Source organism: Stenotrophomonas nitritireducens (assembly GCF_001700965.1).
In the GTDB taxonomy this organism is placed as follows: domain Bacteria; phylum Pseudomonadota; class Gammaproteobacteria; order Xanthomonadales; family Xanthomonadaceae; genus Stenotrophomonas; species Stenotrophomonas nitritireducens_A.
In genome coordinates this window covers 1,114,711-1,136,571 of sequence record NZ_CP016756.1, presented here as the reverse complement: position 1 = coordinate 1,136,571, position 21,861 = coordinate 1,114,711, and the positions used below count along the sequence as shown (strand labels likewise).

Genomic DNA, 21,861 nt, shown 5'->3' with positions numbered 1-21,861 from the left:
GGGCTTGCGTGCGGTCGTTCCTATTCCCACGGTGACGCATGAATTTTCACGAGTACCAGTCAAAACAACTGCTTGCCGAATACGGCATCCCGGTCCCGGCCGGCAAGGTCGCTGCGACCCCGGACGAGGCTGTAGCAGCCGCTCAGTCGCTTGGACAAGGCCCCTGGATGGTCAAGGCGCAGATCCACGCTGGCGGCCGCGGCAAGGCTGGCGGCGTCAAGTTCTGCAAGACCACCGACGACGTCAAGGCCGCTGCGGCCAAGATGCTCGGCACCAAGATGGCCACCTACCAGACCGCCGGCGTCGAGCTGCCGGTCAACCTGGTGCTGGTGACCACCGCCGGTGAGATCGTCAAGGAGCTGTATCTGTCGGTGCTGGTTGACCGTGGCACCAAGACCATCACCTACATCGCTTCTTCGGAAGGCGGCGTGGAGATCGAGCAGGTTGCTGCTGAAACCCCGGAGCTGATCCACTCGCTCAACGTCGACTTCGTTGAAGGCGTGCAGGGTTACCACGGCCGCGATTTCGGCTTCAAGCTGGGCCTGACCGCCAAGCAGGCTGGCCAGTTCGCCAGCATCATGGTCAACCTGTACCGCCTGTTCAACGAAAAGGACCTGGCGCTGGTTGAAATCAACCCGCTGGCCATCCTCGACGACGGCAACCTGTACGCGCTGGACGGCAAGTTCGACAGCGACGACAACGCCGCGTTCCGCCAGAAGGCGCTGGTCGCCATGCGCGACAAGACCCAGGAAGATCCGACCGAAGTGATCGCTTCGGAGCTGGACATCAACTACGTCACCATGGACGGCAACATCGGCTGCATGGTCAACGGCGCAGGCCTGGCCATGGCCACCATGGACGTCATCAAGCTCAACGGCGGCGAGCCGGCGAACTTCCTGGACGTGGGCGGCGGTGCCAACAAGCAGCGCGTCATCGAAGCCTTCAAGCTGATCCTGTCCTCGGACAAGGTCGAAGGCATCTTCGTCAACATCTTCGGCGGCATCGTCCGCTGCGACATGATTGCCGAAGGCATCATCGCCGCCGTGAAGGAAGTGGGCGTCAAGGTTCCGGTCGTGGTGCGCCTGGAAGGCACCAACGTGGAAGAAGGCAAGCAGCTGCTGCGTGACAGCGGCATGGCCATCATCCCGGCTGACAACATCAACGACGGCGCCAAGAAGATCGTTGAAGCTGTCAAGAACGCCGCCTGATCCGACACCGAAGGAAATCCAATGTCTGTTTTGATTAACAAGAACACCAAGGTGATCGTGCAGGGCTTTACCGGCCAGCAGGGCACCTTCCACGCCACTCAGATGATCGAGTACGGCACCCAGGTTGTTGGCGGCGTGACCCCGGGCAAGGGTGGCACCACCCACATCGACCTGCCGGTGTTCAACACCGTGGCTGATGCCGTGCAGAACACCGGCGCCAATGCCTCGGTGATCTACGTGCCGCCGCCGTACGCGGCCGACGCGATCCTGGAAGCCGCTGCTGCCGGCATCAAGGTCATCGTCTGCATCACCGAAGGCATCCCGGTGCTGGACATGCTGCGCGTCAAGAACGTGCTGACCCGTTCGCATCCGGACACCGTGCTGATCGGGCCGAACTGCCCGGGCGTCATCACCCCGGGTGAGTGCAAGATCGGCATCATGCCGGGCCACATCCACATGCCGGGCAAGATCGGCATCGTGTCGCGTTCGGGCACCCTGACCTATGAAGCGGTCAAGCAGACCACGGAAGTCGGCCTGGGCCAGTCCACCTGCATCGGCATCGGTGGTGACCCGATCAACGGCCTGAACTTCGTCGACTGCCTGAAGCTGTTCAACGAAGACCCGCAGACCGAAGGTATCATCATGGTTGGCGAAATCGGCGGCGACGCTGAAGAAGCCGGTGCCGAGTACATCAAGCAGTTCGTGAAGAAGCCGGTTGTTGGCTTCATCGCCGGCGCCTCGGCTCCGGCCGGCAAGCGCATGGGCCACGCCGGTGCGATTGCATCGGGCGGCAAGGGCACGGCGGAAGGCAAGTTCGCGGCGATGGAAGCTGCTGGCGTTGTCACCGTCCGCTCGCCGGGCGACCTGGGCGCTGCAATTGCGAAGCTGGTCAAGTAAGACTGCGCTTTCGTGATTTGAGAAAGGCCACCTTCGGGTGGCCTTTTTTGTTGGGGGACGGGGGGAAGAGCGGGAGCGAATGCTGAAGGCAAAGCCAAGGCCGAAGCAGAAGCTTGCCCTCACCCCTACCCCTCTCCCGCAGGCGGGAGAGGGGACAGCAAAGGCCCAAGGCCGAGACAACGGCCCCAAGGCCACAGCCAGAGCCATAGCCATAGCCATAGCCATAGCCAAGGCCAAATCCAAAGCCCAAGTCCAAAGTCCAAAGTCCAAAGTCCAAAGCCCAAAGCCCAAAGCCCAAAGCCCAAAGCCCAAAGCCAAAGCCAAAGCCAAAGCCAAAGCCAGAGCCAGAGCCCAAAGCCAAAGCCCAAGTCCAAAGTCCAAAGCCCAAAGCCCAAAGCCCAAAGCCCAAAGCCCAAAGCCCAAAGCCCCAGCCACAGCCACAGCAAAAAGCAAAGGCGAGGCAAAGGCCAAAGACCGGAGTCACCTCAAAAGCAAAGCTAGCGGCAAAAACTAAAGAAAACGCTAACCCTCGTTGATTGATATTCCCAACTCGAAATTTTGTGCGTGCCCTAGTTTGATGCTTTGGGCTTTGGGCCATGGGCTTTGGACTTTGGACTTTGGACTTGGGCTTTGGCTTTGGGCTTTGGGACTTTGGCTGTGGCTGTGGCTGTGGCTTTGCTCCTCGCTGTTGCAGTTGATTTCCCCTCTCCCGCTTGCGGGAGAGGGGTAGGGGTGAGGGCAAGCTTTTGCATTTGCTTCTGTCTCCGCCATCCAAGCTACCCCGCCCCGGAAAGCAGAGAAATGGATATCCAATCCGCCTGCTTCCCCGATTCCAACTGCGGCTGCTGCAGGCGATCGTCTCCTGACAAGGAGGCTCCCATGCGTGAAGGCAGCAAAACCGGCTGTGCCCGTGCCCTGCGCCGCCGCATGACAGAAGCCGAGCGGCGGATCTGGTACTTCCTCAGGAGCCGTCACCTGGTCGGATTCAAGTTCCGCCGCCAACACCCCATCGGCCCCTATGTCGTGGATTTCGCCTGTCTGGCGCACAAGCTGGTGATTGAACTGGACGGCAGCCAGCACGCCACCGACCCCAATGACCTGCGCCGTGAAGCCTTCCTGCACCGCAACGGCTACCGTGTGCTGCGCTTCTGGAATAATGAGGCCCTGAGCCACACGGCTGCGGTCTGCGAAAGCATCCTGCGCGCGGTGGGCGTAACACCAAGCCCCCGCAGGGTGCGGGGCCAAGCAGAAGGTTGTTGATATGTCCCAATCGCTACGCATCGCCCTGGCCCAGTTCGATTTTCCGGTCGGGGACGTGGACGGCAACGCCAGCCGCATCATCGAGTTGATGCACGAGGCGCGTGACGAATACGGCGCCGAGGTGGTGCTGTTTCCGGAACTGGCCATCAGCGGCTATCCGCCGGAAGACCTGCTGATGCGGCCGGGTTTCCTCCGCAGTTGCGAGCAGGCGCTGGCGCGGGTTGCGGCCGAAGCGCAGGGCATCGTCGCCGTGGTCGGCTGGCCGCAGAGCGCCGGGGCGGTGGTCTACAACGCTGCCAGCGTGCTGCGCGAGGGCGCAGTGGCCCAGACCTACCGCAAGCGCGAGCTGCCCAATTACGCGGTGTTCGATGAGCGTCGCTACTTTGACGTGGACCCGGACGGCGGCAATTGCGTATTCGAGGTCAATGGCGTGCAGCTGGGCCTGGTGATCTGCGAGGACCTCTGGTTCCCGGAGCCGCTGGCGGCTACCGCCAAGGCCGGTGCCGAGCTGGTGCTGGTGCCCAACGCATCGCCGTACGAACGCGGCAAGCACGCGCAGCGCGATGCGCTGCTGGCCGAGCGCAGCCGCGATACCGGGGTTGCCATCGCCTACGTCAATACCGTCGGTGGCCAGGATGCGGTGGTGTTTGACGGTGCGTCGGTGGTGGCCGATGGCGATGGCACGGTGCACCCGGCCGCGGTGGCCTTCAGCGAAGAGATGCTGGTGGTCGAGTACAACGTCGCCGCGCGCAGCTTCATGCCGCTGCATTGGATCGACGATGGCGATGAGAGCATGGACGCACTGGCCTGGCGCGCGGTGACCCGCGGTATCCAGGACTATTGCCGCAAGAACGGCTTCAGCAAGGTATGGCTGGGGCTGTCCGGCGGTATCGATTCGGCATTGGTATTGGCGATGGCGGTGGATGCGCTGGGCGCGGACAACGTCACCGCGGTCAGCATGCCCTCGCGCTACACCGCTGATCTGTCCAACGACCTGGCGGTGGAGCAATGCCGCGCGCTGGGCGTGAAGCTTGAAACGGTGCCGATCGAGCCTGCCTTCCAGGGTCTGATGCAGTCGCTGTCGGCCATGTTCGAAGGCCAGGCGGCTGATGTCACCGAGGAGAACCTGCAGTCGCGCAGCCGTGGTGTGATCCTGATGGCGCTGAGCAACAAGTTCGGCGGGCTGTTGCTGACCACCGGCAACAAGAGCGAGTATGCGGTGGGCTACGCCACCATCTACGGGGACATGTGCGGCGGCTATGCGCCGTTGAAGGACCTGTACAAGACGGAGGTCTATGGCCTGTCCAAGTGGCGCAATACGGTGGGTGGGGCGCCGGTGATTCCGCCGGCGGTGATCGCGCGCGCGCCTTCGGCCGAGCTGCGTGACAACCAGACCGACCAGGACTCGCTGCCTGCCTACGACGTGCTGGACGGCATCCTGTACCGCTACATCGATCAGGAGCAGTCGCGCGAGGATATCGTTGGCGCCGGTTATGCCCCGGAAATAGTGGACCGGGTGCTGAAGCTGGTACGCATCAGTGAGTGGAAGCGGCACCAGGCGGCGCCGGGGCCCAAGGTGTCGCGGCGCGCATTTGGCCGCGAGCGGCGCTATCCGATCACCAACGGCTATCGCAGCTGAAGGGGATCGCGCCGGTGGTGGGAGGACAGGAAGGGGCCGCAAGGCCCCTTCTTCTTTCCTGGCATTCAGGCCCTCAGGCCGGCATCAACCGGGCCTGTGCCTGTGCGGCGGGTGGCACACCGACAGCTGGGCTAACCCGGCTCACGATTCTGCACAAATTTATTACACGGCGTGGGCGCAAGATGGGGCCACAAGAAAACACCCGTTCAACTCTCTGCCTTGCCACTGCTCCGTCAGTGGCATTTTTGTATCGCCACCCCGCGTCCCAGGTTCCTGCGCAGCGGAGGTAACGGCTGCGCCGGCGGTGGCCCGGCGCCACAACCGTGCCGCCCCGGGCAGCGCAAAAAGGGCAGCCCGGAGCCGGAAAACAGAAAGGGGCCCGAAGGCCCCTTGCTGATCACCACCTATACCGCAGCGGCTTACTTGCTGCGGTTCATCGTGGCGTTGCTCTGGCCGGTGGCCACCGAACGCTCGCCGGCGAACGGGTTGAGCTTGCGGATCATCCACGGGTACTTCGGCCAGTTGCCGGCCAGCCACGGGTGTTCCGGCTGGTTCAGCTGCAGCACGCGGCGGGCGTCGTCGGCCAGGGTCTTGTTGCCCAGATGGGTATAGGCCTCGCCCAGCAGCGCCACGGCGTCGTACTGGAAGGCACTCTGCGGGTAGGTTTCCAGCAGGTAGTTGGCGCGGCCCACCACGGACACCCAGGCGCCACGGCGGGCGTAGTACAGCGCATCGTCCAGCTCGTGCTGGGCGAAGATGTCGCGCAGTTCGATCATGCGCTGGCGCGCATCGGCGGCGTAGCGGCTGTTCGGGTAGCGCTCGGTGACGATATTGAAATCGGCATAGGCCTGGCGCGGGGTGGACAGATCGCGGCGGCTCGGGTCCAGCGACCATACGCGGCGCAGGAAAACCGTATCGCGGTTGCCGTTGGCCAGGCCGCGCAGGTAGTACAGGTACGCGATGTTGCGATGGGTCGGATAGGTGCGGATGAAGCGGTCGATGCTCGACACCGCGTCATCGTTCTTGCCAGCCTTGTACTGGGCATAGGCGCTTTCGATCATCGCCTGCTCGGTGTACGGGCCATACGGGTACTGCGCGATCAGGCGCTTGAAGCTGGTTTCGGCGCCGGACCAGTTGCCGCCCTCCATCAGCTTGTGGCTCTTTTCGAACAGTTGTTCGACCGGCGCGCCTTCGTCGGCGTCCTTCTTGGCGCCGCGGTGGCAGCCAGTGGCGACGAAGACCAAAACCAGCAACAGGGCGGTGAGGCGGACGGGCGCGGACAGCAGCGAGGAGCGTCGGATCATGGGTTCAGGGCAGGACGCGGCAGGAATACGAAGGGGCGATGATAGCCTAGTGGCCTGTCCTGCGACTGACTGTTGTCGTTTGGACCCCATAATTTCGTCTTTAGCCGGTCTTTGCCCATGTCCGAGAACACCTCTTCCAGCCCGCGCCACGCGCAGGTTCCCGATTCCGCCGCCGGTCGTCGCTTCGACGCGGTCCTGGCCGAATTGTTCCCCGAATTCTCCCGCTCACGCCTGACCGAATGGATCAAATCCGGCGCAGTTCTGCTCGATGGCGAGCCGGTACGGCCCCGCGACCCGGTCCGTGGCGGCGAGATCGCCACCCTTAATGCGGTGCTGGAAGTTGAAGTCCACGCCCTGCCGGAGGACATCCCGCTGTCGGTCCTGTACGAGGACGAGCACGTTTTCGTGATCGACAAGCCGGCCGGCCTGGTGGTCCATCCGGGCGCCGGCAACCCCAGCGGCACCCTGCTCAACGCGCTGTTGTTCCGTGATCCGGAGATTGCCAAGGTGCCGCGCGCCGGCGTGGTCCACCGGCTGGACAAGGACACCAGCGGGGTGATGGTGGTGGCACGTACGGTGCAGGCGCAGACCGCACTGGTCGAGCAGCTGTCCGCACGTGAAGTGCACCGCCAGTACCTGGCCGTGGTGGTGGGCGCGCTGGTTGCCGGTGGCACGGCTGACGCCCCGATCGACCGCCATGCGCGCGACCGCCTGAAGATGGGCGTGCGCGAGGACGGCAAGGAGGCGGTCACCCATTACCGCCTGCGCGAGCGTTTCCGCGCCCATACCGCGCTGGAGTGCCGCCTGGAAACCGGCCGTACCCACCAGATCCGCGTGCACATGGCGCACCTGAAGCACGCCATCGTCGGGGATCCGCTGTACGGCGGTTCGCTGAAGCTGCCCAAGGGCGCCACCGATGAGCTGGTCGCCGCGTTGCGCGGTTTCAAGCGCCAGGCGCTGCACGCCGAAACGCTGGAATTCCAGCACCCGATCACCGGCGAGACCATCAGCAACACCGCGCCGGTGCCGGCTGATCTGCTGGCGCTGATGAAGGCGCTGCGTGAAGACTCCAAGGCCTTCGCCGAGCGCGAACGAGGCCGCTGGTAATGGCGCAGGCGGGTCCGCTGTGGCTGGCCGACTGGCCTGCGCCCCCAAGGGTGCAGGCCTTCACCACCCTGCGCTACGGCGCCGGCGGCTCGCAGCCCCCGTTTGACAGTTTCAATCTGGGCAACCGCACCGCCGCCGATGGCGACGATCCGGCCCAGGTGCAGCGCAACCGCGATGAACTGCAGCGGCTGGCAAACCTGCCTTCGGCCGCGCATTGGCTGCGCCAGGTGCACAGCAGCGACGTCGTACGCTTCGATGCGCCGCCGCAGGCCCACGGGCTTGAGGCTGAGCTGACCGCCGATGCGGCCGTGACCTCGGTGCCGGGGGTGGTGCTGGCCATCCTCACCGCCGATTGCCTGCCGGTGGTGTTCGCTGCCCGTGACGGCAGCGAGGTGGCCGCAGCACATGCGGGCTGGGGCGGGCTCGCGCGCGGCATGCTGGAAAATACGCTGGCTGCCATGCACACGCCCGCTGAGGCGCTGGTAGCGTGGATAGGCCCTGCGGCCGGTCCGGCCCTGTACGAGGTCGGCGTAGACGTACGCGAGGCCTTCCTGGCGCATTCCAGCGCCGCTGAGCAGCATTTCGTCGCCACCCGGCCCGGTCACTGGAAGGTGGATCTGCCTGGGCTGGCCCGGCAGCGGCTGGTGGCAGCTGGCATGCAGCCGGCGGCAATCCACGGCGGCGACCTGTGCACCATGGCCGATCCGCAGCGCTGGTTCTCGCACCGGCGTGATCGCCGCAGCGGGCGCATTGCCACCCTGGTGTGGATGGCGCCTTGAACACGCCGCTGTTCGCGCAGGTGCTTGGCGCCGCGTTCGAACAGTTGGCCCCGCAGGTCCGGGCGTTGCACTCGATCCCGCTGCGGCAACGTTGGAGCGGGCAGGGCGAAGTGCTGCGCGGCAACCATTGGCTGGTAGCGCCCTGCGCCTGGTTGGCGCGGCTGCCGCCGAGCTCAAGCGTGCCGGTGACGGTGGAGTTCGTCACTGATGCGGGCGGCGAGCGCTGGAACCGGCAGTTCGGTGCTGCACGCATGGCGTCGCGGCTGTGGCAACGCAACGGGCGCCTGTTCGAGCAACTGGGCGCGCTGCGTTTCCGCTTTGGCCTGCGCGAAGAGGGCGGGCAGATCCTGTGGCGGGCGGAGCGTGCCTGGGCGTTTGGGGTGTTGCCGTTGCCGGCGCGCTGGTTCGCGCAGGTGCACTGCCGGGAGCGCGAACATGCCGGCCGCTATGAATTTCTGGTGGACGTGTCGATGCCGTTGATCGGTCGGCTGATTCGTTACGAAGGCTGGCTGCTGCCGGAGCCGGCGCATGGCTGAGCCAGCGGTGATCGTGTTTGATGGCGTCTGCGCGCTGTGCAGCCGTTGGGTGCGGTTTCTGTTGCGCTTTGATCGGGTAGGGCGCTACCGCTTCGCCGCGATGCAGGGCGGGCAGGGGCGTGCGCTGTTGGCGGCGCATGGGCTGGACCCGGATGACCCGTTGTCGTTCCTGCTGGTGGCCGAGGGTGTGGCCTATACCGACACGGATGCGATTGTGCGGGTGCTGACGGGGCTCGGTGGGGTGTGGCGCCTGGCGGGGCTTGCACGGGTGCTGCCGGGAGCGCTGCGGGATCCGGCCTATCGCTGGCTGGCGCGGAACCGTTACCGCTGGTTCGGGCGGCATGACAGCTGTTTTCTGCCGACGGCGGAGCAGCGCGGGCGGTTTTTGGATTGAGTGGGGTGGTTTGGGGTTTGCTTGTTAGAAGCCTCCCCTCTCCCCAACCCCTCTCCCGCAAGGGGAGAGGGGCTCGGTGCATTGCGAGTTCCTGCATAAATAGCAACTGCAGATTTAGCCCCTCTCCCCTTGCGGGAGAGGGGTTGGGGAGAGGGTGCTCTACCTCCCCTCCAACGCCAGCAGATAATCCCGCCGCCAGCGATGGATATCGTATTGCCGCAGGTGCTCCATCATCACCTGCCAGCGCTCGATGCGTTCCCCGAGCGGCATGTTGGCGGCCGCTGCGATCGCATCGGCCACACCATCCAGATCATGCGGGTTGACCAGCAATGCCTGCTTCAACTCATCGGCGGCGCCGGCCAGCAGCGACAACACCAGCACGCCGGGATTGTCCGGGTCCTGCGCAGCAATGTATTCCTTGGCCACCAGGTTCATGCCGTCGCGCAACGGCGTTACCAGCCCCACTGCAGCCTGCCGGTAGAACCCGGTCAGCGTGCTGTGTGCGTAGTTCTGGTTGACGTAGCGCAAGGGGGTCCAGTCGGCCTCGGCATGGCCCCCGTTGATATGCCCGGCCAGGCGCTCGAGTTCGCCGCGCAGCTTGCGGTATTCGTTGACGCTGCCACGCGAGACAGGAGCGATCTGCAGGAAGGTCATGTCGCCTTTTTCGCGAGGGTAGCGCTGCAGGTAGCGCTCGAAGCCATGGAAGCGCTCGGGCAAGCCTTTGGAATAATCCAGGCGGTCCACGCCGATGGCCAGTTTGCGGTGCTGCAGACTTTGCCGCAGGTCGCGCACGGCCTTGTTGCTTGCCGCGCTGCGGGCCTGGCGGGCGATGTGTTCGGTATCGATGCCGATCGGGAAGGCGGAGGTGCGTACGCGGTGCCCGTCCGGTGCACTGATCCAGTCGCTGTCGATCAATTGGCCGCCGCCAAACAGGCGCACGTAGGACTGGAAACGGTCCACGTCGCGACGCGTCTGGAAACCGAGCAGATCGTAGGAATACAGTGCCGAAAACAGCTCCCGGTGGTCGGGCAGCGCCTGCATCAGGTCGGCCGAAGGCACCGGCACATGCAGGAAGAAACCTATCCGGCAGCCGACGCCACGCTCGCGCAGCATCGCCGCCAACGGGATCAGGTGATAGTCGTGGATCCAGACGGTGTCGTCGTCGCGTAACAGCGGGGCCAGGGTGTCGGCGAACAGGCGGTTGACCTTCCAGTAGCCCTCGCGTTTGCGCCGGTCGTAGTCGACCAGGTCCAGGCGGAAATGCAGCAGCGGCCACAGCGCACGGTTGGCGAAGCCGTTGTAGTAGTTGTCCAGGTCGGTCTTGGACAGATCCATGGTCAGGTAACGGATGGGCCCGTCCTGTGCCTCGTGCAGCGTGCCACTGTCGCCGCTCACGCTGCGCCCGCTCCAGCCGAACCACAGCCCGCCGCGCTCGCTCAATGCCGCCAGCAGGCCGGTTGCCAAGCCGCCGGCGCGGGTTTCGCCGGGCAGTGCCACCCGGTTGGACACCACAACCAGTCGGCTCACGAGGCCTCCTGCCAACTGCGCGACAGGCGCATCGCGGCAATCACCAGCCCCACATGCGAGTAGGTCTGCGGAAAGTTGCCCCAGGCCTGCCCGTCGAAGGTCAGGTCCTCGGACAGCAGGCCGAGGTGGTTGCGCTGCTGCAGCAGGATTTCAAACATCTCCCGCGCTTCATCCATGCGCCCGATCGCGGCCAGCGCATCGATGTACCAGAAGGTGCAGATAGTGAAGCTGGTTTCCGGCGTGCCGAAGTCATCCGGGGCGACATAGCGGTACAGCGCATTGCCGTGCTTCAGGTCACGGCCGATGGCCTCGACAGTGGCGACGAAGCGCGCATCGTTGGCGTCGATGAGGCCGATGTCGGCCAGCAGCAACAACGAGGCGTCGAGCCGGTGCCCGCCGAAGGTGTCGGTGAAGTGACCGAGTTGTTCACTCCAGGATTCGCGCATGATGCGTGCGTGGATCTGGTTGGCGCGCTCGCGCCAGTACATGGCCCGGCCATCGAGTTTCAACCGGGTTGCGATCTTGGACAGCCGATCACAGGCAGCCCAGCACATCGCGCTGGTATAGGTGTGTACCTCCGTGCGGCCACGGAACTCCCAAAGGCCGGCATCGGGCACGTCATGCAGGGCGAAGGCCTGTTCGCCCAGTGGTTCCAGCCGCGCGAAGGTATGCGCATCGCCCGGGTCCTGCAGGCGCTGGTCGAAGAACAGCTGGGTGGAGGCCAGCACCACGCTGCCGTAGACATCGTGCTGGCGCTGCACCCAGGCCAGGTTGCCGCGTCGCACCGGGCCCATGCCACGGTAGCCGGACAGCGTGGTTACTTCGTCCTCGTCCAGCTTGGCTTCAAAGCCGATGCCGTACAGCGGCTGCAGGCTGCCATCGTTGGTGGCCAGGTTGAAGATGTAACCCAGGAACTGTTCCATCGTGCGGGTGGCACCCAGGCGATTGAGCGCGCGCACCACGAAGGCCGCATCGCGCAGCCAGCAGTAGCGGTAATCCCAGTTGCGACTGCTGCCGGGTGCCTCCGGAATGGAGGTGGTCATCGCCGCGATGATCGCGCCGCTGTCCTCGTACTGGCACAGCTTCAGGGTGATGGCACTGCGGATCACCGCTTCCTGCCACTCCAGCGGCACGGACAGGTAACGCACCCATTCGCGCCAGTAGTCGCGCGTGCGTTGCATGGCTTCCTGCACATAACCGCTGAGCGAGCGGTTGAGGGATTCATCCACGCCCATCACCAGATGCACGCGGTGGTTGAGCACGAACGGCAGGCCATCGCGGACGAAGCGCACCGGCACGTCGGTGGTCAGGCGCAGTACCAGATCCGGTAGCAGCCAACGGATGTGGTTGCTGCCCCAGGTGGTTTCCGGCTGCCGTGCGCCCCATTCGGCCAGCGGCCGCGCACGCACGACGATGCGCGGGTTTCCGGACAGCGGGGTCACCTGGCGGATCAGGCTCACCGGGCGATAGAAGCGATCGTTCTGGCGCCAGCGCGGTGCGAAATCGATGACCTCCACTGCGCCGCCATGGGTGTCGCGCAGCACCGTGCGCAGGATGGCGGTATTGGTCAGGTAGGACTGCTCGCTGTCGAGGAAGTCCTCCAGTTCGATGCCGAAGTCACCGCCTGGGTGCTGGATCGGGCCGAGCAGGGCGCAGAACGCCGGGTCGCCATCGAAGCTGGGCAGGCAGCTCCAGACCACGCGCGCCTGCTTGTCGATAAGCGCGCCGAAACTGCCATTGCCAACTACACCTAGGTCGAGGGTGGCATCTTGCATTGCATTCTCCTGTTGCGCGGCGCCACTGGCGCCGCTGTTTCCTCCGGACGGGTCAGGTAATGGCTGCGCGCAGCCACGCGTGTACCGCGCCGATGTCGCGCAGCGCACAGCTGGCCTGGCTGTCTTCGCGCTGGCCAACCAGTACGCCGATGCCACCGAGTTGGCGTGCGGCCCGGAAGCCGTGCTCATCGGTGAGGTCGTCGCCTACGAACAACGGGCGGCGGCCTTTGAAAGGTGCGTTCTGCATCAACTGCTGCAGGGCGCGGCCCTTGTCGTGGCCGCTGCCGACGAACTCGATGACGTGGTTACCCGGTTGCAGGCGCACGCCGGCGAGCTGCGGCAACTGCGCGTTGGCGAACTCGACTACGGCGTCGCCTGCTTCCGGCGCGTTGCGCCAGTGCAGGGCCAGCGCCTGGCCCTTGTTCTCGATCAGCACGCCGGGATGCGCATGCGCAAGATGCATTGCCCGCTCATGCAAGGCATGCAACCACGCGGCGGCATCGGAAGTAGTGGATTGTGCGTCGGCCGTGGCCAGCAGCTGCGCGCCATGCAACCCGGCCATGGGTAACCGCAGCGGCGCGAACATCGCCTGCAGTTGGCTTACCGGGCGGCCACTGAGCAGTGCCAGCGCACCGCCAAGACGTTGCTGCACACTGGCCAGCAGCGTGAGCAGGGACGGGTCGGGCGCTACCTTGTCCGGATGGTCGGCAAAGGCGAGCAGGGTGCCATCAACGTCGAGAAACAATGCGTCGTCAGTTGCCAGCGCCGGAGGCGGCGGTCGCTGTAGGTCATCAAGCATGCGGTCACTATGCCGCAGGGCTTGTTAGAGGAAGGTCATTTGGTGTGAAGCGTTTGGGTGTATGTGTTTTTGGCTGTACGTGCTTCAGAGCAGCCCTCACCCCAACCCCCGCTCCGCGCCCCGGCCCTTGCGCTGGCGCAAGGGCGCTCGAGTGAGCGCGAACCAATGGTCCGCAAGCGCTCCCTCTCGCCCCGCAACGGGAGAGGAGCTCGCATTGCTTGCGCTCGTGGTGCACTAGCCCCTCTCCCGCAGGCGGGAGAGGGGTTGGGGTGAGGGCGCTCTGAAAACAAGCGTACCCACCCAATGCACGACATCACTTGCCAACCGCAAACTCGATCCGACGGTTCTGCGCACGGCCTTCGTCGGTGTCATTGCTGGCACGCGGCTTGGTCTGGCCGTAGCCCTTGGCGCTGAGCGTATCGGCAGCAACCCCCAGCTCCGCCAGCTTGGCTGCCACCGCATCGGCGCGTTGCTGGCTCAGGGTGACGTTGGCCTCCGCATTGCCGGTGTTGTCGGTATGCCCGCCCACTTCGATCTTGGTGCCGGCAGGAGCCTGCTTGATCGCATTGGCGGCGCTGGTCAGCGTTTCCATGCTGTCGCGGGTGATGGTGGCCGAGCCTGTGTCGAAGTAGATGTTCATCAGGTTCAGCGCCTTGACCAGATCATCGCCGCTGAAGCCGGCCTTGAGACCAGACATCGCCGCTGCGGCGCGATCCCACAGGCCGCTGATTTCAAAACCGCTGAACAGGCTGCGCAACTTGTCACTGACGCTGAAACGATCCGCTTCGGCCATGCCGCTGGTGTCGATGGTGAGCTTGTCGCCATCCAGGCCGAACTTCAGGCCTTTGGCTTTCAGCTCCGGCAGTGCCGCGATCAGCTTGTCCATCCACCCTGCTGGCAGGGTTGCCGGATCCACGCTGATGTTTCCGGCCAGATTGCCTTCACCGAAGTTGGCTTTCAGCGCATCCCACAAGCGGGTCTTGTCGGCCTCGGTGGCGAGCTGACCGCTGACCGTGATCTTGCCATCCGTGTTGTCGAACCCGAAGCGCGGGTTTGCCTGGGCCACCGGTGCTGCCGGTTGGGCGGTGGGGGCCGGTTGCATCGGCGCTGGCGCGGCGGCTTCCTCCTTCTTGCAGCTGCGGAACAGCAGGAACGCGGCCAGCAGCAGAATCAGCGGAATCAGCCATTTCCAGAAACCGCCCGAGGCCTTGGCCGGCACCGTGCTGCCACCGCTGTAGCCGGCAGTGGGTGTGGTGGTGCCGAACCAACGCTCGTAGTCGGCCGGGCGTGAGGTGGGTATGCGGCCGCCGGGGGTGAGCTGGCCGATGATCTTGGGCAACAGCCAGGCGCCGGCCATGTTGACCGCTGCTGCCGGGATGCCGAGTTTGCTGGCAATACCGCCGGCGAGGTTCTGCCCGAAACCAGCGCTGAATTGATCGGGTTGCAGGACATTGTCACCGGGCGTGCTGCCTATCCATGAAGAAAACAGGCTGTCGAGTCCGGCATCGGCAAAACGTTTTTGCAGGCCGGCGAAGCCGCCGGTGGCAGGGTCGAAAATGACATCGACAAGCTGGCGCACGAGGCGCCCAGCGTTGTCGCCGAGGTGAAAGCGGGTGGCCGCTTCGCGTATCAACGACTCGAACATAAACGCCTCCGCAAGAATGAACCGGGCTGGAATGTGCCGGCAGGCGTAAGGAGCGCCTAGCGCTGTTAAAGCTGGATGAATTCGGGGTTTTGGGGGGTCTGCGAGCAAGGAGCTTGCCCTCACCCCAACCCCCGCTCCGCGCCCCGGTCCTTGCGCTGGCGCAAGGCCGTTCAAGGAGCAGCGAACCTGTGGTTCGCAAGCTGCTCCTTTCACCCCGCAGGCGGGAGAGGGGCTAATTCACTACCAGCGCGAGCGATGCGAGCCCCTCTCCCGTTCACGGGAGAGGGGTTGGGGTGAGGGCAAGCTTTCAAGCAAGTAATCCCCAACCAAACATAAGGTCAGAACGTAAACCGCACTCGCCCATACCAATACGCGCCGTTGCTGCCAATCGGCGACAGCACGTCATAAGGCAGGTTGCCGAAGTAGTAGATGTCCTCGTTCGACTTGTCCGGGTAGTTGTCGGTCAGGTTCTGGCCACCGACGGCAACACTCCACTGCGGGGTGATGCGGTATTCGACTTCCGCATCCAGCTGCCATTCGGCCTGGTAGGTCTGGGTGGGCACGTAGCCATCACCGAAATCGAACACGCGCTTGGCGCTGCCATGGCGGCTGAGGCGGCTGCTCAATGACCAGTTGTCATTGGCCCAGCTGGTGGCGAACTGCGCGCGGGTACGCGGTGCGGCATCGGTCAGCGTATTGCTCTCTTCCACGCCGAACAGCACGTAATCCGGGTCCAGCGCCAGCAGCTGCGCCGGCGTTGCCAGCACGTTCTTCAGCTCGGTCTTGGCGTAGCTCCAGGTGCCGGTCAGCAGCAGTTCGCCATCGCCCAGCGACTGCCGCCAGTTGCCGACGAATTCCGCGCCGCGGGTGCGGGTGTCGGCAGCGTTGACGAAGTAGTGCGCGCTCTCCAGCCCGCTGACGCCGAACTGCTGCTGCACGAAGTCGGTCAGCGCGTCGCCGGTGATGCTTTCCGACAAGGCGATGCGGTCATCGATATCAATCTGGAACAGGTCCAGCGACAGATCGAAGTGGCTGCCGATCTGGCTGGTGAAGCCCAGGCTGTAGTTGATCGACTTTTCCGGCTTCAGGTCGGTGGCGCCGAGCGCACGTGCGATCGGGTTGTTGACCGACAGCAGGCGGCCCTGCACCAGTTGGCCGCCAGCGGTATAACCGGTGGAGGTGGATTCGTAGCCTATCTGGCTCAGCGACGGTGCGTGGAAGTTGTTGGAGATCGAACCGCGCAGGGCGAACGCCGGCGCAAACGCGTAACGCGCGCCGATCTTGCCGGTCAGCTCGCCGCCGAAATCCTCGTAGTGCTCGTAGCGTGCGGCGATATCGGTGGAGAATTTCTCGCCGAAGGTCGAGGACAGGCTGGTGTACGCGCTGACCACATCGCGCGACAGATCGGCCTCGTCCTGCGGGGTCAAGCCACCGCCGGCCTGCGAACCGGTCGGGCGGTCGGTGTACGGCCCTGCAGCGTAACTGGCCTGATCGCCGGCACCGGTTTCGTAGCGCTCATGGCGGCCTTCAATGCCAAAGCCCAGGCTGTGGGTGTCGTTGGCGCGCACGAAGATGCGGCCGACGTCCAGGTTGGCCACGGTCTGGGCGAAGCTGAAATCGCCGGTCTTGAAGCGGGTGGGACTGGACGGGCCGAGCGAGGCGTTGAGTGAATTGCGCAGTCGGTAGGTGAACTCGTTGCGGCCGTGGTCCAGACTGGCGTCGTAATTCCAGTCGCCCCATTCGCCACGCGCGCCGGCTACCAGCTGCACGTCCAGGTTTTCACCCTCGGAGATGGGCCGGTAACCGTTCGGATACAGCGCCTTCCAGTTGGCCTCGCCATCGGGGTAGCGGAAGTAGTTGGCGCCTTCGGTATCGCGCTGGTTGTAGGTACCGAAGGCATAGGCCTTGGAGGTTGCACCAAACGGAATCTCGGCGTTGAACCAGGCGTTGAGGTCCTTGCTGGCGCCATCGCCCAGCGAGTAATTGCGCTTGCCGGCCAGCGCCAGATTGTCCGGGGTCTGCGCTTCCCACGGCGGGATCTGGTCGAAGCCGGCGCGGTTGGTGGCCTCGCGGTTCTTCAGTTCCAGGCCCACGCGCAGGAAACCACCGTCATCGGTCAGGGCGGTGCCGACCTTGGCGCTGAAGTAGCTGGTCTGGCCGTCGGTGAGGGTGCGGTCGATCGGCTTGAGGTCGGTGTGGTGCGCGCCAAAGCTGGCCTCGATGGCGCCGCCTTCCGGCGCATCGTCGAGGATCACGTTGATCACCCCGGCCACTGCATCGGAGCCATACAGCGCACCGGCACCGTCGCGCAGCACTTCGATGCGCTTGATCGCGCTGACCGGGATGGCATTGAAATCGACTGGCGTGGTGCCCTTGCCGATCTTGCTGTCAGTATTGACCAGCGCGCTGTTGTGGCGGCGCTTGCCGTTGATCAGCACCAGCACCTGGTCAGGCGACAGGCCGCGCAGCTGCGCGGCGCGCACATGGTCGGCGCCGCCGGAGTTGGACTGGCGCGGGAAGTTGAACGAGGGCAGCAAGGCCTGCAGCGCGCTGCCCAGCTCACCGTTGACCACGCCGGCCTTGCGGATGTCCTCGGCGCTGAGCACGTCCACCGGCGCGGTGGATTCCAGCACGGTGCGGTCGACGGCGCGGGTGCCGGTAACGATCACCGTGTCCAGGTTGGTTGCCTGCGGGGCGTCCTGGGCAAAGGCGGGGGAAGACAGCACAAGCGCGATGGCCAGGCCGAGCGGGGCCGAAGTGGGGCGGGACATGGAAGCTCCGGAACAGATGGGGGAGAAAGTTGCACTTACATCCATCCGGATGAAGCGATATATTATCTTCGCGTTAACACCGCTGCCGATGCAAGTCCTGCTGGCAATTGGTTGATAACCAAACGCGATATCCCCTGCGGTGCCTTGGATGCCACCGTGTTGCCCTTGCCCGGAGGTTTTCCATGAAGTTGCACGCTGTCCTGTTGCCCCTGCTGTTTGCCGTTGCCGCCAGCGCCCACGCCGTCCCGCCTGCCGCCGAACCGGCGCCCAGTGCGCAGTTGCACGGCGACGCCGCGCGCCCGGCCGAAGCCGGTGGCTGGGTGCGCAGCGAGCTGTATTTCGGGGTGGGTGAGGAGAGCGGCCCGTCGGCGCGCGAACAGACCGAGGTGATCAGCGAGGCGCAGTGGCGTGCCTTCCTCGACAAGGAAGTGACGCCGCGCTTCCCCGATGGCCTGACCGTGTTCGACGCCTACGGCCAGTGGCTGTTCCGTGGCGCGCCCGAGCCGAACCGGCTGCGCACCAAGGTGCTGGTGATCCTGCATGAAGACAGCCCGCAGCGCCGCAACGACATCGAGGCCATCCGCCTGGCGTGGAAGCAGGCCACCAAGCACCAGTCGGTGCTGTGGTCGCGGCAGCCGGTGGAGGTGTCGTTCTGAGCAGCGTGGTATCGGCTAGGCTGCGCGCAGCTTCCGAACGCAGATGACGGTCTCGATGACACCAGTGAAAGCAACGTCCCGCCCGCGACGTACCGCCTGTGGCCTGCTGATCGCAGGGCTGTCGGTGTTTGCGGCGAACGCCGTGGCGGCCGATAACGGCGAGATCCGTTTCGAGGTCAGCCCCGGTGTAACTGCGCAGGCACGACTGCAGGGGGATGGCAGGATCGAAGTGGGCACCAATCGCTCATCCCATCGCCAGCTGTTGCAGGCCGGGACCGACGAAGAAGGCGGCTCGCGGCTCGGCCATGCCGATTTCAACTTCGATGGCTACCAGGACCTGTATTCCAGCGCGACGCTGGGGCAGGTCAATGAATCGTATGCCGTGTATCTGTATATGCCGGCCAGCGGAGAGTTCCAGGCTTTGGCCGCGCCCACCGGAGCGGCGGCCAGCTGCGAAGGCTTCTGGTCGCTCACGCCGGATCCTGCCACGCACAGCCTGAGCAGCAGCTGCCGCGGTGGGCCGATGTGGTACACCGATTTCTACCGTTACCAGGATGGAAACCTCTATCTCTACCGTTCGATGCGCAGCGCCTACATCGATACCGGGGCGTTGTCGCAGGTGCTGGCGGTGGATGCGCCTGATGAGGACGAAGTGATGGTGGTCTGGAGTACCTGGGATGCGAGCGGGAAACGCCTGGATACCGCGCTGTGGAACGCCTTCGACCCGCCGCGGGAAGATGCTCCGATGCCCGGTCGCAGTGCCTCGGTAGTACCAGACAAGCTACCGCTATACAGCAAGGTCGGCGACACCTCGACCAAGCGCTACCTGCTCAAGGGCGACCGCGTCGAGCTGCTGGACGAGGCCGATGGCTGGCTGCAGCTGCGCTACCAGAATCCCCGCCATGGCCCGGTGCTGGGCTGGGTGAAACTGCCGACAAGCGAATGATTTGTTCCAACTGAAAGTTCTGCACCAGCGTTACCATCGCCCCGCTTTCCTGACGATATCCCCCATGAATTCTTCCGCTTCAGCCTCACAACCGCGCTGGTTCGTTGCCGGCGATCTCAATGGCTTCTTCGGTCTGGTGGTCGACAACCTGTCGATCCTGGGCTTCATCGCGATGGCCTTGATCGGCATCTTCCAGTTTCCGGCCGAGGTGGTGTTTGGGCGCATGTTTCCCGGCACCGCCTTTGGCGTGTTGATCGGCAACCTGATGTATACGGTGATGGCGCGGCGCTTGGCTGCACGCAGCGGCCGCGATGATGTCACCGCGATGCCGCTGGGCCTGGACGCACCGACCAGCATCGGCATGGCGCTACTGGTGCTGGGCCCGGCCTTCGTCGGCTTCAAGCAGCTGGGCATGGACCCGCAGGCAGCGGCGATGGCCACCTGGAAGCTGGGCATGGCCTCGCTGGTGGTGATGGGCCTGCTCAAACTGGTGCTGTCCTTCGTCGGCGATGCGGTCACCCGCCACGTGCCGCGTGCGGCGCTGCTGGGTTCCATCGGCGGCGCGGCGCTGACCCTGCTGGGCTTCCTGCCGCTGATCGAAAGCATGCGCCAGCCGCTGGTCGGCCTGGTCACGTTGGGGGTGCTGCTGTACGTGCTGGTCGCGCGCGGTGTGGTGCCGTTGCGCTTGCCGGGCGTGCTGTTCGCGCTGCTGGTGGGCGTGGCGCTGTATTACGGATTGGGCGCTGCCGGCGCCTTGACCGGCTTCCAATGGCCGCCGGCGATTTCCTTTGCGGTGGCGTTGCCGCTGCCTACGCTGGGCTTTGTCGAAGGCCTGCCGCTGACCGTGCCGTATCTGTCGCTGCTGTTGCCGTTCGGCCTGCTGATGATCGTCGGCGGCATCAATGTGGCGGAAAGCGCACGCGCTGCCGGCGATGACTACCGCACCCGCGACATCCTGCTGGTCGAGGCCATTGCCACGCTGGTGGCTGGCGTCTGCGGCGGTGTGGCACAGACCACGCCGTATATCGGCCAGCCGGCCTATAAGCGGTTGGGCGCACGCACCGGTTACACGCTGCTGACCGGTCTGTTCATCGGCATCGGCGGCATGCTTGGCGTGGTTGCCGGGCTGGTGCAGTGGCTGCCGGTGGCGGTGCTGGCGCCGATCATCGTTTTCGTAGGCTTGGACATCACCGTGCAGGCTTTCCAGCAGACCAAGCGCGAGCATGCCATCGCGGTGGCGCTGGCCTTCCTGCCGGCCATCGCCTACCTGATCAACATCAAGTTCGGTACCTGGGTGGCGCCGGATGCTGCGGCGGCGCTGTATGCCGCTGTCGACGGCCACGGCTTGTCGGACGTGGCTACGCTGCAGCTGCTGGGCAATGGCTTCATCATTACCGCGATGCTGTGGGCAGCGGCGCTGGTGGCCTTGATCGAGCGTCGCCCCGGTGTGGCGGTGGGCCTGTTGTTTGTGGCTGCGGCGCTGAGCGCCTTCGGCGTGATTCACTCCACCGATCCGCGCGGTGGCATCTATATGCCGTGGCAGCTGGAAGGCCTGCGCCAGGCAATCACCCTGCAGGTGACGGCCGCCTATGCGGTGCTGGCGGTGGTGATCGGCCTGATGTCGCTGCAGAAACAGCGTTGATGCACAGGCGCTGGCTGTACCGGGCTTGAGCCGGCAGGGGAACCTGCCGGAATTGGCGGGGTCACACCATCACATGCAACAAAGGTGCAAGTGATGCAGAAGCGCAAAGCAGTGTGGCCCTGGGTAGTGGTTGGCGTCGTCGCGGTCGGCGGCGCTGGTTGGTGGCTGTTCCGTGATGACGTGGCGCAGCTGCGTCAGGCCGCACCGGCAGCGGTGGTGCCGGCGGAAGGTGTGGCAGCAGCGCCCATCGCGGCCCCGGCGGCGACGCAACTCCCCGCCGAACCGAAGTATCCCCTCGACGCCGCCGCCGATCCGGCCTTGCCGGCACTGGCTGACAGCGACGCGGGCCTGTTGCAGGCGCTGGGGGAGTTGTTTCCCGCGCAGAGCCTGGCCGTGCTGCTGCGTGAGCAGCTGATCCAGCGGCTGGTGGTGCATGTGGACAACCTGACCCAGCCCAGCCTGCCGGGCGCAGCGATGGCGCTGCGGCCGCTGCCGGGCACCTTGCAGGTGGAGCCGGGCCCGGCGGGCGGCGAGCAGCTGGCGGCGGCCAATGCCGCGCGCTATGACCCCTTCGTGGATGCTTTCAGCCGCGCCGATGTGGACGCGATGGCCAAGGCCTACTCCCGCTTCTACCCGCTGGTGCAGCAGGCATATCGTCAGATCGGCCACCCGGACGGGCATTTCAATGACCGCCTGGTAGTGGTCATCGACCACCTGCTGCAAACCCCCGAACCGGCCCGTCCGCTGGCGGTGGAAGCCGATGGCAAGGGGCGTTATCGCTTTGTCGACCCGGCCCTGCAATCGCTGTCGGTGGGCCAGAAAGCACTGCTGCGCATGGATCTGGCCCAGCAGCAGGCCGTGAAACGGCAGCTGCGGGCGTTGCGTGCTGCGGTCACGCGCGGCTGAAAGCCGCCGGCGCTTGCGTTGGATCAAGGTAGGGTAGGCCCGCAAGGGCGATACTGGCAGGACGCGGATT

At 65.0% G+C, this 21,861-nt stretch carries 18 protein-coding genes; 12 read left to right on the top strand and 6 right to left on the bottom strand.

Annotation, left to right across the window (positions count from 1 at the left end):
• Positions 1–38: 38 nt before the first annotated feature.
• From sucC to BCV67_RS04865, 4 genes are all read left to right on the top strand, one after another.
• Positions 39–1,208: an ADP-forming succinate--CoA ligase subunit beta gene (gene sucC, locus BCV67_RS04880; RefSeq protein ID WP_057629765.1), complete on the top strand. Its 1,170-nt coding sequence runs from the start codon at positions 39–41 to the stop codon at positions 1,206–1,208.
• A gap of 21 nt (positions 1,209–1,229) precedes the next feature.
• The gene (sucD, locus tag BCV67_RS04875) at positions 1,230–2,105 is read left to right on the top strand and encodes a succinate--CoA ligase subunit alpha (protein ID WP_062166717.1); all 876 of its coding nucleotides are present in this window, start codon (positions 1,230–1,232) and stop codon (positions 2,103–2,105) included.
• 879 nt (positions 2,106–2,984) lie between these two features.
• A complete protein-coding gene (locus tag BCV67_RS04870) occupies positions 2,985–3,365 on the top strand; it encodes an endonuclease domain-containing protein (RefSeq protein ID WP_062166716.1) in 381 nt (126 codons plus the stop codon).
• Between the two features lies 1 nt (position 3,366).
• Positions 3,367–5,004, top strand: coding sequence for an NAD+ synthase (locus BCV67_RS04865; protein WP_062166715.1), 1,638 nt, complete (start codon positions 3,367–3,369; stop codon positions 5,002–5,004).
• Between the two features lie 419 nt (positions 5,005–5,423).
• Here the strand turns inward: BCV67_RS04865 and BCV67_RS04860 are convergent, their stop codons facing one another.
• The gene (locus BCV67_RS04860) at positions 5,424–6,308 is read right to left on the bottom strand and encodes an outer membrane protein assembly factor BamD (RefSeq protein ID WP_062166714.1); all 885 of its coding nucleotides are present in this window, start codon (positions 6,306–6,308) and stop codon (positions 5,424–5,426) included.
• A 117-nt stretch (positions 6,309–6,425) separates the two neighbouring features.
• On the opposite strand from BCV67_RS04860, the gene rluD reads away from it, so the two are divergent.
• The 4 genes from rluD to BCV67_RS04840 are packed head-to-tail and all read left to right on the top strand — an operon-like array spanning position 6,426 to position 9,124.
• Positions 6,426–7,415: a 23S rRNA pseudouridine(1911/1915/1917) synthase RluD gene (gene rluD / locus BCV67_RS04855; protein WP_062166713.1), complete on the top strand. Its 990-nt coding sequence runs from the start codon at positions 6,426–6,428 to the stop codon at positions 7,413–7,415.
• Positions 7,415–8,194 carry a peptidoglycan editing factor PgeF gene (gene pgeF, locus BCV67_RS04850; protein WP_062166712.1) on the top strand — a complete coding sequence of 260 codons (780 nt, stop codon included), beginning with the start codon at positions 7,415–7,417 and terminating at the stop codon, positions 8,192–8,194. Before rluD ends, pgeF begins: the two co-directional genes overlap by 1 nt.
• The gene (locus BCV67_RS04845; protein ID WP_231732453.1) at positions 8,191–8,730 is read left to right on the top strand and encodes a DUF4166 domain-containing protein; all 540 of its coding nucleotides are present in this window, start codon (positions 8,191–8,193) and stop codon (positions 8,728–8,730) included. Before pgeF ends, BCV67_RS04845 begins: the two co-directional genes overlap by 4 nt.
• The gene (locus BCV67_RS04840; protein ID WP_062166710.1) at positions 8,723–9,124 is read left to right on the top strand and encodes a thiol-disulfide oxidoreductase DCC family protein; all 402 of its coding nucleotides are present in this window, start codon (positions 8,723–8,725) and stop codon (positions 9,122–9,124) included. Before BCV67_RS04845 ends, BCV67_RS04840 begins: the two co-directional genes overlap by 8 nt.
• A gap of 159 nt (positions 9,125–9,283) precedes the next feature.
• Here BCV67_RS04840 and otsA read toward each other — a convergent pair whose 3' ends face one another.
• The 5 genes from otsA to BCV67_RS04815 form a co-directional block, all read right to left on the bottom strand.
• The gene (otsA, locus tag BCV67_RS04835; RefSeq protein ID WP_062166709.1) at positions 9,284–10,651 is read right to left on the bottom strand and encodes an alpha,alpha-trehalose-phosphate synthase (UDP-forming); all 1,368 of its coding nucleotides are present in this window, start codon (positions 10,649–10,651) and stop codon (positions 9,284–9,286) included.
• Entirely contained in the window at positions 10,648–12,426 is a 1,779-nt protein-coding gene (locus BCV67_RS04830; RefSeq protein WP_062166708.1) for a glycoside hydrolase family 15 protein, read from the bottom strand. Before BCV67_RS04830 ends, otsA begins: the two co-directional genes overlap by 4 nt.
• 52 nt (positions 12,427–12,478) lie before the next feature.
• Positions 12,479–13,225 (bottom strand): trehalose-phosphatase, encoded by a 747-nt coding sequence (otsB, locus tag BCV67_RS04825; protein ID WP_062166707.1) that lies wholly within the window; start codon positions 13,223–13,225, stop codon positions 12,479–12,481.
• Positions 13,226–13,538: 313 nt separating this feature from the next.
• Positions 13,539–14,870: an OmpA family protein gene (locus tag BCV67_RS04820; protein WP_062166706.1), complete on the bottom strand. Its 1,332-nt coding sequence runs from the start codon at positions 14,868–14,870 to the stop codon at positions 13,539–13,541.
• A gap of 338 nt (positions 14,871–15,208) precedes the next feature.
• Positions 15,209–17,641, bottom strand: a complete 2,433-nt coding sequence (locus BCV67_RS04815) for a TonB-dependent receptor plug domain-containing protein (protein ID WP_062166705.1) — start codon at positions 17,639–17,641, stop codon at positions 15,209–15,211.
• A 182-nt stretch (positions 17,642–17,823) separates the two neighbouring features.
• Here BCV67_RS04815 and BCV67_RS04810 point away from each other — a divergent pair, with 182 nt between their 5' ends.
• From BCV67_RS04810 to BCV67_RS04795, 4 genes are all read left to right on the top strand, one after another.
• Positions 17,824–18,297 carry a DUF3574 domain-containing protein gene (locus BCV67_RS04810; protein WP_062166704.1) on the top strand — a complete coding sequence of 158 codons (474 nt, stop codon included), beginning with the start codon at positions 17,824–17,826 and terminating at the stop codon, positions 18,295–18,297.
• Positions 18,298–18,361: 64 nt separating this feature from the next.
• Entirely contained in the window at positions 18,362–19,243 is an 882-nt protein-coding gene (locus BCV67_RS04805) for an FG-GAP repeat protein (protein ID WP_062166703.1), read from the top strand.
• A 64-nt stretch (positions 19,244–19,307) separates the two neighbouring features.
• Positions 19,308–20,885, top strand: a complete 1,578-nt coding sequence (locus BCV67_RS04800) for a hypothetical protein (RefSeq protein ID WP_062166702.1) — start codon at positions 19,308–19,310, stop codon at positions 20,883–20,885.
• Between the two features lie 93 nt (positions 20,886–20,978).
• Positions 20,979–21,791, top strand: coding sequence for a DUF3014 domain-containing protein (locus BCV67_RS04795; RefSeq protein ID WP_062166701.1), 813 nt, complete (start codon positions 20,979–20,981; stop codon positions 21,789–21,791).
• Positions 21,792–21,861 lie beyond the last annotated feature (70 nt).

Coding starts and splice junctions, on each gene's coding strand:
- sucC (WP_057629765.1), top strand. CDS start 39: ATGAATTTTCACGAGTACCAGTCAAAACAACTGCTTGCCGAATACGGC.
- sucD (WP_062166717.1), top strand. CDS start 1,230: ATGTCTGTTTTGATTAACAAGAACACCAAGGTGATCGTGCAGGGCTTT.
- BCV67_RS04870 (WP_062166716.1), top strand. CDS start 2,985: ATGCGTGAAGGCAGCAAAACCGGCTGTGCCCGTGCCCTGCGCCGCCGC.
- BCV67_RS04865 (WP_062166715.1), top strand. CDS start 3,367: ATGTCCCAATCGCTACGCATCGCCCTGGCCCAGTTCGATTTTCCGGTC.
- BCV67_RS04860 (WP_062166714.1), bottom strand. CDS start 6,308: ATGATCCGACGCTCCTCGCTGCTGTCCGCGCCCGTCCGCCTCACCGCC.
- rluD (WP_062166713.1), top strand. CDS start 6,426: ATGTCCGAGAACACCTCTTCCAGCCCGCGCCACGCGCAGGTTCCCGAT.
- pgeF (WP_062166712.1), top strand. CDS start 7,415: ATGGCGCAGGCGGGTCCGCTGTGGCTGGCCGACTGGCCTGCGCCCCCA.
- BCV67_RS04840 (WP_062166710.1), top strand. CDS start 8,723: ATGGCTGAGCCAGCGGTGATCGTGTTTGATGGCGTCTGCGCGCTGTGC.
- BCV67_RS04830 (WP_062166708.1), bottom strand. CDS start 12,426: ATGCAAGATGCCACCCTCGACCTAGGTGTAGTTGGCAATGGCAGTTTC.
- otsB (WP_062166707.1), bottom strand. CDS start 13,225: ATGCTTGATGACCTACAGCGACCGCCGCCTCCGGCGCTGGCAACTGAC.
- BCV67_RS04820 (WP_062166706.1), bottom strand. CDS start 14,870: ATGTTCGAGTCGTTGATACGCGAAGCGGCCACCCGCTTTCACCTCGGC.
- BCV67_RS04815 (WP_062166705.1), bottom strand. CDS start 17,641: ATGTCCCGCCCCACTTCGGCCCCGCTCGGCCTGGCCATCGCGCTTGTG.
- BCV67_RS04810 (WP_062166704.1), top strand. CDS start 17,824: ATGAAGTTGCACGCTGTCCTGTTGCCCCTGCTGTTTGCCGTTGCCGCC.
- BCV67_RS04800 (WP_062166702.1), top strand. CDS start 19,308: ATGAATTCTTCCGCTTCAGCCTCACAACCGCGCTGGTTCGTTGCCGGC.
- BCV67_RS04795 (WP_062166701.1), top strand. CDS start 20,979: ATGCAGAAGCGCAAAGCAGTGTGGCCCTGGGTAGTGGTTGGCGTCGTC.